The organism is Flavobacterium sp. Root186, from assembly GCF_001428525.1.
GTDB lineage: Bacteria > Bacteroidota > Bacteroidia > Flavobacteriales > Flavobacteriaceae > Flavobacterium.
On sequence record NZ_LMHW01000004.1, the window covers coordinates 1 to 12,320 of the forward strand.

At 34.6% G+C, this 12,320-nt stretch carries 14 protein-coding genes and 1 pseudogene; 3 read left to right on the plus strand and 12 right to left on the minus strand.

Annotated elements, in window-relative coordinates; genetic code table 11:
• Positions 1 to 217: 217 nt before the first annotated feature.
• Together ASD98_RS03100 and ASD98_RS03105 are read right to left on the minus strand one after the other, a co-directional pair.
• Entirely contained in the window at positions 218 to 637 is a 420-nt protein-coding gene (locus ASD98_RS03100) for a thioesterase family protein (protein WP_056200094.1), read from the minus strand.
• A 294-nt stretch (positions 638 to 931) separates the two neighbouring features.
• Positions 932 to 1,714: a ThuA domain-containing protein gene (locus tag ASD98_RS03105; protein ID WP_056200097.1), complete on the minus strand. Its 783-nt coding sequence runs from the start codon at positions 1,712 to 1,714 to the stop codon at positions 932 to 934.
• Positions 1,715 to 2,037: 323 nt separating this feature from the next.
• Between ASD98_RS03105 and ASD98_RS23650 the strand changes: the two are divergent.
• A pseudogene (locus ASD98_RS23650) lies at positions 2,038 to 2,253 on the plus strand (murein L,D-transpeptidase catalytic domain-containing protein); the annotation flags it as partial.
• A 171-nt stretch (positions 2,254 to 2,424) separates the two neighbouring features.
• Here the strand turns inward: ASD98_RS23650 and ASD98_RS03110 are convergent.
• Positions 2,425 to 3,183, minus strand: a complete 759-nt coding sequence (locus ASD98_RS03110; RefSeq protein ID WP_056200100.1) for an SDR family oxidoreductase — start codon at positions 3,181 to 3,183, stop codon at positions 2,425 to 2,427.
• Between the two features lie 27 nt (positions 3,184 to 3,210).
• Positions 3,211 to 5,391 (minus strand): hypothetical protein, encoded by a 2,181-nt coding sequence (locus tag ASD98_RS03115; RefSeq protein WP_056200102.1) that lies wholly within the window; start codon positions 5,389 to 5,391, stop codon positions 3,211 to 3,213.
• Between the two features lie 505 nt (positions 5,392 to 5,896).
• Here ASD98_RS03115 and ASD98_RS03120 point away from each other — a divergent pair.
• Positions 5,897 to 6,511 (plus strand): ferritin-like domain-containing protein, encoded by a 615-nt coding sequence (locus ASD98_RS03120; RefSeq protein ID WP_056200104.1) that lies wholly within the window; start codon positions 5,897 to 5,899, stop codon positions 6,509 to 6,511.
• Positions 6,512 to 6,647: 136 nt separating this feature from the next.
• Here the strand turns inward: ASD98_RS03120 and ASD98_RS03125 are convergent, their stop codons facing one another.
• The 8 genes from ASD98_RS03125 to mnmE all read right to left on the minus strand — a co-directional run bounded on the left by ASD98_RS03125 (position 6,648) and on the right by mnmE (position 11,245).
• Positions 6,648 to 6,830: a hypothetical protein gene (locus tag ASD98_RS03125; protein WP_056200107.1), complete on the minus strand. Its 183-nt coding sequence runs from the start codon at positions 6,828 to 6,830 to the stop codon at positions 6,648 to 6,650.
• A 79-nt stretch (positions 6,831 to 6,909) separates the two neighbouring features.
• The gene (locus ASD98_RS03130; protein ID WP_056200111.1) at positions 6,910 to 7,392 is read right to left on the minus strand and encodes a CinA family protein; all 483 of its coding nucleotides are present in this window, start codon (positions 7,390 to 7,392) and stop codon (positions 6,910 to 6,912) included.
• A gap of 78 nt (positions 7,393 to 7,470) precedes the next feature.
• Positions 7,471 to 7,698: a hypothetical protein gene (locus ASD98_RS03135; protein WP_056200114.1), complete on the minus strand. Its 228-nt coding sequence runs from the start codon at positions 7,696 to 7,698 to the stop codon at positions 7,471 to 7,473.
• A gap of 360 nt (positions 7,699 to 8,058) precedes the next feature.
• Positions 8,059 to 8,235, minus strand: a complete 177-nt coding sequence (locus tag ASD98_RS24300; RefSeq protein ID WP_242412066.1) for a hypothetical protein — start codon at positions 8,233 to 8,235, stop codon at positions 8,059 to 8,061.
• A 60-nt stretch (positions 8,236 to 8,295) separates the two neighbouring features.
• On the minus strand, positions 8,296 to 8,736 hold the full coding sequence (locus tag ASD98_RS24305) for a YgaP-like transmembrane domain (protein ID WP_255357652.1): 441 nt from the start codon (positions 8,734 to 8,736) through the stop codon (positions 8,296 to 8,298).
• A 36-nt stretch (positions 8,737 to 8,772) separates the two neighbouring features.
• A complete protein-coding gene (locus ASD98_RS03145; RefSeq protein ID WP_056200118.1) occupies positions 8,773 to 8,997 on the minus strand; it encodes a hypothetical protein in 225 nt (74 codons plus the stop codon).
• 431 nt (positions 8,998 to 9,428) lie between these two features.
• Positions 9,429 to 9,518, minus strand: coding sequence for a hypothetical protein (locus ASD98_RS24560; RefSeq protein ID WP_369814744.1), 90 nt, complete (start codon positions 9,516 to 9,518; stop codon positions 9,429 to 9,431).
• 326 nt (positions 9,519 to 9,844) lie between these two features.
• Positions 9,845 to 11,245, minus strand: coding sequence for a tRNA uridine-5-carboxymethylaminomethyl(34) synthesis GTPase MnmE (gene mnmE, locus ASD98_RS03150; protein WP_056200121.1), 1,401 nt, complete (start codon positions 11,243 to 11,245; stop codon positions 9,845 to 9,847).
• A gap of 184 nt (positions 11,246 to 11,429) precedes the next feature.
• On the opposite strand from mnmE, the gene ASD98_RS03155 reads away from it, so the two are divergent.
• Positions 11,430 to 12,263, plus strand: a complete 834-nt coding sequence (locus tag ASD98_RS03155) for a universal stress protein (protein ID WP_056200123.1) — start codon at positions 11,430 to 11,432, stop codon at positions 12,261 to 12,263.
• The last annotated feature ends 57 nt before the right edge of the window (positions 12,264 to 12,320 follow it).

Below are 12,320 nucleotides of genomic sequence, written 5' to 3' on the forward strand. Positions count from 1 at the left end.
CTTATATTAAATTTTAAATGAAATTGTTTTAATTTAAAAAGCGTGAATTTGAATAGCGGATTAATGAGGCTTTTTTATAAAATCTTCCGTGGCCTTATGTTTAAAAATCTCATAATATTTTGATGAAAAATAACTTAGTTTGCTATAACTCAGCCAAACTTTTTTCGTATTCTACTTGAAAGAGAAGATTAAATAAATTATTTATATTTTACAATAATTATTTAATCTCTAATGCTGGTGCATCAGCAAAATTTGCTTTCAGTTCTTCCGGTAAATAGGGTCTGCCTCCAGTTGCAGGTACACAAGTTCCAGTAAATACAGCTGAAGCCATTATTTTCCCGTTTTTTATTATGGACTGTTTGAAATGAAGACGAGGCAATCCTTGAGCATCAGTAAAAACAGTACAGGTCACATCAAAATTATCATCTTTTTTTAAGGAGCGTATAAACTTGATGCTGTACTCAGACAAAACCATAAATACACCATTTTCTGCCTGTTGAACAAAATCAAAACCCAAGATTTCTCTAATATAATCATGGCGGCACTCCTCCATATAAAAAGGATAATATAAGCCATCCATAATGCCTTGTACATCTATATGTCCTTCTGCAACAGTGTAATTTTTTGAATATTCCATAGTGTAAATTAAAAATTTAGTCTATCTGTAAACGTACTTCTGAACGGCTTATTGCAGTGAAAATATAATATAATGCTTTTTATACTTGATCTCTATAATAACATATTTATATCACATACAGTAAATCATATTGTCTCATGTTTACTTTTTTTCTACTTAGGGAGTTTAGTTTTATATTTGAAAGCATATAAAATATAAATGAATCAGATATTATCGTTCAAAATAAAAGAATTAAAAAAAAGTTTTTAGAATAATTATATAAATTAATATATGTTTTTTAAATTCGATAATGTTTTATCCTATTGCATATTTAATACCGCCCAACAAGTGTTTTAAAAATATGGGATCATTATAGCCTTCAATACTATGGCCTAGCGCAGTATAAAAAACTCTTCCTCCATCAAATTGATGATACCATGAAATTGGATGGCCGTTATTAGTATTCATTGCGCCAGTATATGATAATTCGTCCACCTTTATGAGGATATTTATATTAGGGTTTTGATTTTTAAAATTATACCATTCATCATTTCTTTCCCATATTGAAGGTAGATTATCCGTGGATTGATGTGTCTTGTCAAGAACTATTAATTTACCTATTTGCTGTTTTGGATGTGATATAAAAGTTGCACCAATCATATTTATGAACCAAGGCCATTCAGTCTCACAGTTTGTTGCGGAATGAATTCCAACAAAACCCCTGCCTTTTTGCATGAAATTTTGAAGAGCCAGTTTTTGTTTTTCATCTAATATTTTACCAGTTGTGCTTAGAAAAATGACTGCTTGATATTTATTTAAATTTTGAGAGTTGATATCTAGCGAATCTTCCGTAGCGTCTACTAAAAAATCATTTTCAATACCTAGTTTTTTTATAGCAGTAATACCTGCTGTAATACTCTCATGTCTGTAACCATTAGTTTTTGAAAAAATTAATACTTTTTTTTGTTCTACCTGAAGATTTTCCTTTGGAGTGTTTTTTTGAATCGAAGTAAAAAAGAAGAGGAATACGCAGCAGCTGACTACAGCTAATATATTAGGTAAAAAAGCTTTTGTTTTTAATCTGAATGTTTTATTCATATTTGAAAATTAATGGTAAATATAAATAATCTTATTTTATAAGTTTCATAAAATTAATAAAGTCAGTTTGTAATTATCTCAATGATAAAAAAAAGAATGGAAATACCTCACTATGTTTATTTATTAGTCAAATAAAAAAATGTGCCTTAATTCCACATTATTTTATTCCATAGTGTAATATTAATTCCTGGAAATGAAATTAACTTTTGGGATGTCATTTTTATAAGGAATGTCTAATATTATGTTTATAATCAGTACTAAAGCATATTTTTTCAACAGGTAGTAAAACTCTGTGTGTCAGCAGTTAAAATGGGGTTTTTGGAAAAGCATTCAGGCTGAACGGTCTGGACCTGACTAACAACAATGCAATGAAAAGAGCCATAGTACTGCACCGTTATAAAGAAGTTCCCAATGACGAGAAAGAATATTACATTATCAACAGCCATGGCTGCCCCATGGTAAACGAGGTATTCTTTAAAAGGCTTGAAAAGGTTATTGAAAGTTTTGATTCAAAAATCATGCTTTACATTTACTATTAAAATCAGCAGATTTAAAAGAGTTCTTTATAAAATATTTATTTTCAGTAGATTCTGAAATTCAAAATAAAGTCGTGAGGAGAATTTTTAATTTTAATGGATAAATCACAAAAAAAAATACAAAATAGGTTTAGTCCATAAAATAAATATCAAAAATCCTGAAAGACATAATACTTAAATAATCTGCAGATGCGGACGAATCTGCATACTGACAATATCACATCTCTTTGGCTGCGAAAGACAAAATAAAGTACTCATAGCAATATCGTAAGCCTCCAGCATTTCCAATTTTTCTACTTTCTCGTGCTGTACTGCTTTCGGGTCGGTCTGCATATCGCTTGTTACGGCTCCCGGTTCAATTAAGGAAACTTTAATTCCAAGCGGATTTAATTCTTTGCGGAGCGAAGTACTAAAACCTCGTATGGCTGTTTTAGTTGCCACATAAATAGTACTTTTCGCAGTACGGCTTTCTGCGCTCATCGACCCAATGTTGATGATATGTCCTGATTTTTGCTCTTTCATTCTTAAAGATGCTTCCTGAGCAAAGGCAAGATAACCTGTAATGTTTGTGTCAATAATATATTTGTAATCGTCATAGGTTCCCTGCGTGAGTCCCGGTGCTGCCAGTGCAGCATTATTGACCAGAATGTCAATTCCGCCGAGTTTACCATCTACAATTTCAAAGATTTTATCTATATCTTCTTTTTTAGTTACATCTGCCGGAATGCCATAGACCTCGCTTTTGGGAAATTGCTTTTTAATATCTGCAACAGCATTTTTAAAATCTTTCTCATCTCTTCCAAAAATAAGAACAAGCCCGCCAAGAGACACTAAAACATCGGCAATTGCTTTTCCTATTCCGGTAGTTCCACCGGTTATTACTATTTTTTTATCTTTGATATTTTGTCCAAAGTAATTTGTTAATTTTTCCATTATATGTTTTTTATTAATTAGTAAATATTACCATTGAATTTTAACTGAACCCTGACCTGAAACTTTGTATTCATGCATTTTTGCACTTTCGTTAAAGGCACTTAAAGCTTTCTTATCCTTAAATACTTTCATTTTAATATTTTCGTTCCCTAATTTTATAATCTTCAAATTGCACGACATATCCTTGTCGCCGTCAAGGTTAATAGTAATTACTTTTCCTCTTTTTTTATATTGATTTGGATAATCAATAAAAATTAAAAAGTCTTCATCGATTTTGATGTACTGCCTTGGCACAACACCAAAAGCCATTCCGGCGCCGTAAACTTCCTGACCGACCTGACCACTTTGTTCCCATCCGTTGTATAAATCTTCTAAAGGAACCCACAAATCAGCTTGTATTTCTCCTGTTTTGACTTCTTTCGAAAGCATTTCTTTTGGCAGCAGCGGAGGATAATAATAGGCAATTCTGCCAACTGCATATTTGATAAATTCCGGTATCAGCGTTTTTAAAGCAGGTAAAATATCGACATCTTTTGCCTGAATGAAATATTTGGATAAAGCGGCATATACTTCCAATTCTTCATATGCAGCAGTGTAAGGCGCATCATTTAGTGGGAATATTGAAAAGAAGTTGGTGTAATTTTTACCAAAACCATATCTGCAGTCATAAAGCTGTACGTTTTTAAATAATCCGGCAAGGCAGGTATAACTCAAATCGAGATATAATTTTTTATTGGTAATTTTATAGAGCTCTAATAATGCCCCGGCAGTAAAGGCTGTATTATTGGCCTGGTATAAAATATCAACACCAAGCTCTTGCAATTTTTTCGCTGCTTTTTCGGCTTCGTTTAAATAACGTTTTTCTTGGGTTAACTTAAAAACCAGCAGCATTAAGTGGGCATACGCTCCCGGAACATCCTTTTCTCCTCCGGCTCCGGGAGCTGTTTCTTTTTTGATTATTTCAAAAGTCTGCATATCATAGAATACCGGCCAGCTGTACTTAAAATGATGGGCTGTTTTTATGACATAATCAATGGAATCCAGCACCAGTTTCTCTGCTGTTTTTTCTCCATGTAAAGCCAGCCGTGCCAGATTAATCAACGGATGATGCAGGTACCAGGAATCCATTACCATTTCTTTTTTATGTTCTTCGGACTGATCCAGCTGATCTGCAAGGGCTGGAAGCCATCTGTTTATGCAGTTAATTTTTGGATCATAAAAAGCGGGCAGTCCCTTTATTAAATCCTCACACAGAGGCTGTTTTTTGCCACTCCATTTTTCAAATTCCTTAAACGGAGCCAATACTGCAAGCTGAACCATACTTTCAGCAGGTGTTTCATAATCGCACAGGTAGGCATTCAGGTAAGGAATTCCATTTTTTTGTGTCCACGCACCTTTATTATGCGTTAAATCGGTTATGACTTTTTGAGCAATATCAGGCCAGTCATTATATTCAATTCCTGGTTGCTCGAGAACTTTATATATTTTGACAAGATTGTTTAAAAAGTGTTCGCAGATAGAGTCCGTCTGCTTAAATATTTCAGCTTCCAGTACAATGTATGCATCTGATATAGTGAAAGCTATGCCTGCCGGAAGAGGCAGTTTATCAGTAGTTGGGAGTTGAAACCCAATTTCCGGCCAGTTTCCGCCCACTGTATTCTTGGATTCTGTTTGGGTAGCTTCGCAATACTCAGATATGGAAGTAAGGTTTTGAAAATAAAAAAACGATCCGGTTTGCGGTTTTGTAATACTGGCAAACAGAAGTCCCGATCTCGACCCGAATTGTTCCATATGAATTTTTCCCGAGGTATTTTCGACACTTCCATTTTGTGTGAGCGGAATTATATCCCGCGGCCAAAAGGGTATCATCAATGGGACAGCTGCCGTAAAAGTAGTGGTGTAATGTAAAAGCGGGGTCGCCGTATCGGGAAAATCAATGCGAATTTTATAATTACCGAGTCTGGAATTCAATAAAATGACAATAGTATTTTCGTCATCAAAAAGATTAACCACTTCAAAACAGCTGTTCATTGCAAATGCAGTACGAAAAGCTATTTTTCCATTGCCCGGCGTAATTGCAACGATCCAGAGAGAATCTCCTGTATTGTAAACTTGATAGACAAAATCAAGAATCTTTTTCTCTAAAAGTATTTCATTATTTTCAATATCTGCCTGAGCAGTTGTGCTCCAGGGTGTAACTGTATGCATAATGATAAGTTTTAGGTTATAAAAAAGTGATGTCCAATGAATAATGAATTACAGAATCAGCCTGCATTTCAATGGAGAGTGGTTGATCAGTATGGTTGTTAAAAATAATTAAGACCCGTCATCAGCGCTCCCAGAGAAAGCAGTAAAAAATAAATGAATAAACCATAAGTGCGTAAAAATGTATTCGTCTTTGAACTGATTTACAACAAATTTCAGTAAAAGGGCAGTTTATCCCCTTATATAATTTTTTTAACTTTTTATAAGATTTTACCCATAATGGAATAAGCCTTCTATTCTCAATACTTTTTTGCTGAACTATATAATATGATATTTTCCTTATAATCAGATTCCTTTATTGTAATTTTTTTTAAGAGATAGTCAAAGAATTTTTATTCATAATAATCTGTAATTCAGTATTTTAAATATTGTAAATATCAACTGAAAAGTTGTGAAAAAATAGAGTCTTGCGCTTTGTAAATTTGACTTATAACCTTAAAAAAACATTATGAAAACTGCTATTAAAAAAACAGCTGACACAAAAAGCAAAACTGCATCTTCCGCTGGTAAACCAACAGCATCAAAAACAGTTTCAAAAAAAACTGTAAAAGCAAAACCTTCTGCTGCTGAAGGACTAAGAGAATTATTTGTGGATTCATTAAAGGATATCTACTGGGCTGAAAAAGCTCTTGTTAAGGCACTTCCAAAAATGGCTAAAAATGCGACTTCTGAAAATCTGATTATGGCTATCAATGATCATTTGTCCGTAACACAAAAGCAGGTCGAAAGACTTGAGGAAGTTTTTAAATCTGTGGGTGAGAAGGCAGCAGCAAAAAAGTGTGATGCCATGGAAGGTCTTATAAAAGAGGGTGAAAGTGTTATGGAGGAGACTGAAGCAGGGGCAGTAAGAGATGCAGGGATTATTGCCGCATCACAAAAAATTGAGCATTATGAAATTGCTACGTATGGGACATTGGCTGCCTTTGCAACAACTCTAGGTGAAGATGATGCAGTACTGCTTCTGGAAAAAACTCTGTCTGAAGAAAAAGAAGCTGATGTTATACTGACTGAAGCGGCGTATAATACTATCAACTTTGACGCAAATAAAGAAGGCCAGGAATAATTTTAAAGTGTAATTCCAAGATTGCAATTGATTTTTATGAAACCTGTATCATTTTTCAATGGTACAGGTTTTTTGACTGTTGTAACTTTTACTGATCCCCACTGTAAAGAAATCGTAGATAACATAAATACAGCTTCTACTGTTTGGGAGCAGGTACAAGAACTGACTCCGTGAATTTTCCTGTGATCACTGTCCCTTCTTCGTCTTCCCATTGAGTAATGACATTTTCAATCAATTCAGGCTCGAAACCTATTACTTTCATTATCGGTCCGCCGAATTCCTGTTTTACATCTTGTCCTTTTTTAAATTGACTACTCATGATTATTAATTTTAATGAATGTAGTAACCATCAAATTAGCTATTGTTTGATCTGGTGCATTTTTATATTGTTTATTCGTCTAATTAGATTTTATTTTTTCTAGAATCAGTGACGCGGCCTTATCTGCTGCCTGCTTTACGATCTGCTTGGGACTACCGAAGAATACCTCCTTGTGGTCTATTATCCCTGTCGGAGTAATTATCGACAAAAAGATAGTACCGACTGGTTTCTCTTCAGTCTCGCTTCCTCCCGGAGTGGTAAGTCCAGTCAGGGCGACGGTAATATCAGAATTGAATATCACGGCAGTACGCTGGGCAAGGGCACTTGTTACCTGTGCTGATTCGGGAGTATACTGTTCTATCAGCTCGTGCGGCACCAGCATTATCTGTTCTTTAACAAACACTTCATAACAGACAATACCGCCCCTTAAAATTTTTCCTGATAAAGGGGTTAAAGAAAACTCAGCACTTAACTTTCCGGCTGATGCGCTTTCTGCAAAAGCGATATTCCAACCTTTAGCTGCAATGGCTTCACTGCATTGGATTATAATTTCTGATGTCATATTTTAATCTATTAATTACGGGTCGATTTGATGCTTCTATCCTTTTAATTTCTCTGTATACGAATCTTTATCACATTACTATTTATTGCTGGCCGTATGACCGGTCGTCACAATTTTTTTTTTATTTTCAGACAGCGTTATACCCTGCGTATTTTCCTGGTCATTTTTCGGATCTTCATCCCAATGGCCCCAATCTCCTTTATAAGAACTGCGGTAGATAATTTCACAGTTAGTTTCACCATATACCGCAACCTGATAAGGGCATTTATGAAGTTTTTCAGCAGCTACATTGATTAACTTTTTCATGATTGTGTGATTTTATAGTAGGATAAAAATATAACCTTACCGAAAGTGTTTTATTACAAAAAAAAACTAATAATTTATGAGATTATCATGTAACGGTAATTGTTTTATTTCTTAAGTAGAATAAATGTAAAAGGTATGTTCAGCATGAAATCCGTACGAAAAAAAAGCCATTATAATATATTCACTGCTGCAGGAATACAGAAATTGTGTTTTCGAGTTTCTCCCCAGCCTGTCAATTTTGACTTGCTGAGGATTGCTCACCAGATGTATTGAATTTTACCTTAATGCTGCCTGCAAAAGCAAAAAACCTTTTGTAATGAAATTTCAAAAGGTTTTATAAATAAAGTGCAAAGCTGATTTTTAAGACTGCTGTTTGGTTTCAAGATATGATTTCAATGCTCTTATATCATCATACACTATTTTTTCAAAAAGAGGATTGAGCAGTTTTGCTGCACCCTCTCCGGCAATTCCAAGAGGGGCACGGTAGGAAATTGTTACTTCAATTTCAGTAGCCTGTCCCGCTGACTTAAAAAGCACCTTTCCAAAATTTTTAACCGCTGCATCATTCAGGGACTGCCAGATGAGAAGTTTTTCCTTTTAGTCTTTTATAATCTCAGCTTTCCAGCTCACAGAACCAATTCCTGCGGGTCCTTTGGCAGTCCATTCGGACCGGGTGCTACTGATTGTTTTAACCGACTCGAGGTGATTCATGAATTTGGGCAGGTTTTCCAAATTGCGCCAGAATGCATATACTTCGCTGATAGGTCTGTTGATGGTAATGCTGGTTCTGATATTTACATTGGAACTTTTATCATTTTTTAAATGGTCTACTGCACTGTAAAGAGGACAGTAGCCGCTGATTCCTCTTGCGAGCATTGCGCCGCCTGATGTGATCTGGCTGATGTTTTTATTTTCCTGAGACATGCCTTTATACAAAAGATAAGATCCTGCGGCTGTCATTAGCATGCGTTCGAATGTGGATACATTGACCCTGCTGTTTGAATGGCTTTTCTGCTGTGTTATTGTTGAACTCTTCATGATGTTCTATTTTTAAATAGTAAACTGTTTTTACTTTCAGCTGTTGGTTGCTGTACTGCCGGTGCTTCCTGCACCGCCGGAATTGTTATTTCCCTCTTCTTGTTCATAACGGTTTGGATCTGTACCGTCCTCATCGGGTTCTTCGCCCCAGTCCCCAGTGTTGGTATGTTCGTCCGGATTTTTATCGGCAGCTGCTTTTAACTGCTGATGGTAAGGGCATTTCTGAAGTTCTTCGCTGCTGTTATTATGTAAATTTTCCATGATACATATATTTTTAAAATTTAAATACCCTAAATTAAATCATGCCTCCTGATTTTTGCTTACAAGAAAAGCACGATTTTTTATCAAATTATCATGTCAGGGAAAATGCAGGAATGATATACTTTCAAAACGTTTTCGAAACTCTCTGGCTTAACTTATGCCTTAAAGTTTCTGCACGCAAAAAAAGCTTCATAGGCATCTGAAGCTTTTGTCTATTAAATTCTTTATGCGACTAAATTCTAAGTTATTTTTCTTGTATTTTTTCATATCTTAAAAGTTAAATAAACTTAACTTTTGTGATACACCAGAGTATTTCCAGTCGAATATCTAACTTGTAACAAACCGTCTCAAATCTTATTTTAAGACGGTTCTATTTCAAAGTAAAGGGTTGAAGATTTATATTATGGATTTCCTTCCCCACAGCTTGAGCTTTAAATCTGTCCTGTTGCATAACTTGCATTGGGTGCGGCAAGCCATACGTAGATTGAAGCAAGTTCAACGGGCTGGACGGATCTTTCCATCGGGGTTTGTGAGCCGAACTGTTTCAATTTTTCCATGTGGTTCCTCCGCTTACCTGAAGCGTTGTCCATACTGGCCCAGATGTCACGCCGTTAACTCTTATTCCTTTTGGAGCAAGCTATTTAGCAAGAGATTTTATATAATAGGTAGTGGCGGCTTTTGTCTGTGCATAATCATATAAATCTTTCGTAGGTGCATAGGCCTGTACGCAGCTTGTCCCGATTATTGATACCCCGGGTTTTAAATGTGGCAAAGCAACTTTTATAATTTAGAAAGAAGTATAAATATTGGTCTTCATCGCAGCATCAAAACTACTGTTGAGATGTCTCTACTTCCCAATACAGAAATTAGCAAAAATATTCCCCAGCAATTCATCATTAGAAACCTGACCCGTAATAAGTCCAAATTGATATAAAGCTTCGCGAATATCAAGCGCAATTAAGTCACTTGAAAGATTCGTTTCAAGACCAAATTTTACTTTTTGTATTTCATCTAAAGCTTTTAGTAATGAATCATAATGCCTTGTATTTGTGACAATAGTTTCGTTGTTACGTAAAGCCCCAGTATTTACAAAAGACAATAATTTATTCTTTAATTCCTCAACACCAATCTTTTCTTTTGCAGAAATTTTTAAAAGTGTTAATTCTAAAGTTTCGAGTTTTTTATTGATTAATTCAATTTCATTTTCATTCAATAAATCAACCTTATTTATAACAACTAAAATTGGTTTTAGGGGATATTTGTTTTTAACTTTTTCAATTTCGACAATATAGTCAGAGCCTGAAACCTGAAATTTGAAGCCGTCAAACAAGAAAATTACAACTTGTGCCTGTTCAATTTTTTCGAAAGTTTTCTTAATTCCGATGCTTTCTACCACATCTTTAGTTTCACGAATTCCAGCCGTATCGATGAATCTAAAACCAACTCCGCCAATTACTAATTCGTCTTCAATAGTATCGCGTGTTGTCCCGGCAATATCAGAAACAATCGCACGTTCTTCATTTAATAAGGCATTCAATAAAGTTGATTTACCAACATTTGGCTCACCAACAATGGCAACGGGAATTCCGTTTTTAATAACATTTCCAACTGCAAACGAATCAATTAAACGTTTTAAGACAAATTCAATTCGATTTAATAATTCATGAAATTGCGTTCTGTCTGCAAATTCTACATCTTCTTCTGCAAAGTCTAATTCGAGTTCAATTAAAGAAGCAAAATTCAAAAGTTCTTCACGCAATTTGGCTATTTCATTACTGAAGCCACCACGCATTTGCTGCATGGCAATTTGATGAGACGCCTCATTATCAGACGAAATTAAATCGGCAACAGCTTCTGCCTGAGATAAATCCAATTTCCCGTTTAAGAAAGCCCTTAACGTAAATTCTCCCGCATCGGCCATTCGGCAGCCTTTTCGCAATAATAACTGAATAATCTGCTGTTGAATATAAGTAGATCCGTGACATGAAATTTCAATAGTATTTTCGCCTGTATACGAATTTGGTCCTTTAAAAACAGAGACCAAAACTTCATCAAGCGTTTTTTCGCTATCCACAATATGACCCAAATGCAGGGTATGAGTTTTTTGCTTCGTTAGGTCCTTATTTTTTATGGATTTAAAAACAGAATTTCCTATTGAAATAGCTTCAGCGCCTGAAATACGAATGATAGCAATAGCTCCCGCTCCAGACGGAGTCGCTAACGCCACTATAGAATCTTGATTTATCATGGTGCAAAGGTAAGAAAAAAGCAGAAATTTCTAAAGTCTTAATCACAGGTTAGTTATCTAACATAAACGCTGAAAATAGTAATTTATTTAAGAAATCATTAACTGTTAAATTCCTGATAATTATCAGGTTGTTTTGGATTTAGAATGATTAAATTTGAGTAACAAACCTATAATCTGAAATAAAATGAAAAAGATATTATTTCCTACCGATTTTTCTGAAGCAGCTACAAATGCGTTTGTACATGCTTTAGAATTTGCAAAAGTTGTCAAAGCCGAACTTGTTTTATTGCATACATTTGAGATTCCGGTTTATGACAGCCAGTTTTTTCCAGAAAATTATGCATCGATATACAGTTCTATAGAATTGGCAAAATTTGAAATGTTTAAAGACGAAATCCCAAAACTTCGAGCAATTGCTGCAGAACGTAAACTCCATGACATTGTAATAAAACACCGACTGATGGACGGTGACCTGATTTATAACCTGAAAAATGCTGTTGAAGAAGATGAAATTGATTTTGTTATTATGGGAACCACAGGCGTTTCTGACTGGACAAAATTTTTTACAGGATCCAATACAAATTCGGTAATTTCAGAAGTAAAAGTTCCGGTTTTATGTGTACCGATTGATGCTAAATTCAAGAAAATCAAAACAATTGGTTTTACAACAAAATACCGTGAAAAAGATAAAGCTGAACTTAGAAAAGTACTTAAAATTGCTAAAAAGACAGATGCAAAAGTGAAAAGCTTATACGTTAGATCTTCAAGTACAGATGTTTCTGACATGACTATTAAAGAATGGGAAATTGAATTTGCTAATGAAAATGTAGAATTTCTGGTTTTACCAAGTGACGAAGTAAAAGAAACAATTCTTGATTTTGTACTTTTTAAAGATATCGACATTTTAACTACAATTACGCATAAGCGATCTTTCTTTGAATCTATTTTCGATTCAAGTTTTAGTCAAAAAATCACAAAAGAAGTTTCTATTCCAGTATTGATAATGCATGAGAATTAAAATTCTACTTTAAATGAATAGCTTTTTTGTAAGTGTAAAACCTATATTTGTATTTCA

Bases quoted from the DNA above. Each gene is read 5' to 3' on its own strand.
- ASD98_RS03100 (WP_056200094.1), bottom strand. From the start codon at position 637: ATGGAATATTCAAAAAATTACACTGTTGCAGAAGGACATATAGATGTA.
- ASD98_RS03105 (WP_056200097.1), bottom strand. From the start codon at position 1,714: ATGAATAAAACATTCAGATTAAAAACAAAAGCTTTTTTACCTAATATA.
- ASD98_RS03110 (WP_056200100.1), bottom strand. From the start codon at position 3,183: ATGGAAAAATTAACAAATTACTTTGGACAAAATATCAAAGATAAAAAA.
- ASD98_RS03115 (WP_056200102.1), bottom strand. From the start codon at position 5,391: ATGCATACAGTTACACCCTGGAGCACAACTGCTCAGGCAGATATTGAA.
- ASD98_RS03120 (WP_056200104.1), top strand. From the start codon at position 5,897: ATGAAAACTGCTATTAAAAAAACAGCTGACACAAAAAGCAAAACTGCA.
- ASD98_RS03125 (WP_056200107.1), bottom strand. From the start codon at position 6,830: ATGAGTAGTCAATTTAAAAAAGGACAAGATGTAAAACAGGAATTCGGC.
- ASD98_RS03130 (WP_056200111.1), bottom strand. From the start codon at position 7,392: ATGACATCAGAAATTATAATCCAATGCAGTGAAGCCATTGCAGCTAAA.
- ASD98_RS03135 (WP_056200114.1), bottom strand. From the start codon at position 7,698: ATGAAAAAGTTAATCAATGTAGCTGCTGAAAAACTTCATAAATGCCCT.
- ASD98_RS24305 (WP_255357652.1), bottom strand. From the start codon at position 8,736: ATGAAGAGTTCAACAATAACACAGCAGAAAAGCCATTCAAACAGCAGG.
- ASD98_RS03145 (WP_056200118.1), bottom strand. From the start codon at position 8,997: ATGGAAAATTTACATAATAACAGCAGCGAAGAACTTCAGAAATGCCCT.
- ASD98_RS24560 (WP_369814744.1), bottom strand. From the start codon at position 9,518: ATGGAAAGATCCGTCCAGCCCGTTGAACTTGCTTCAATCTACGTATGG.
- mnmE (WP_056200121.1), bottom strand. From the start codon at position 11,245: ATGATAAATCAAGATTCTATAGTGGCGTTAGCGACTCCGTCTGGAGCG.
- ASD98_RS03155 (WP_056200123.1), top strand. From the start codon at position 11,430: ATGAAAAAGATATTATTTCCTACCGATTTTTCTGAAGCAGCTACAAAT.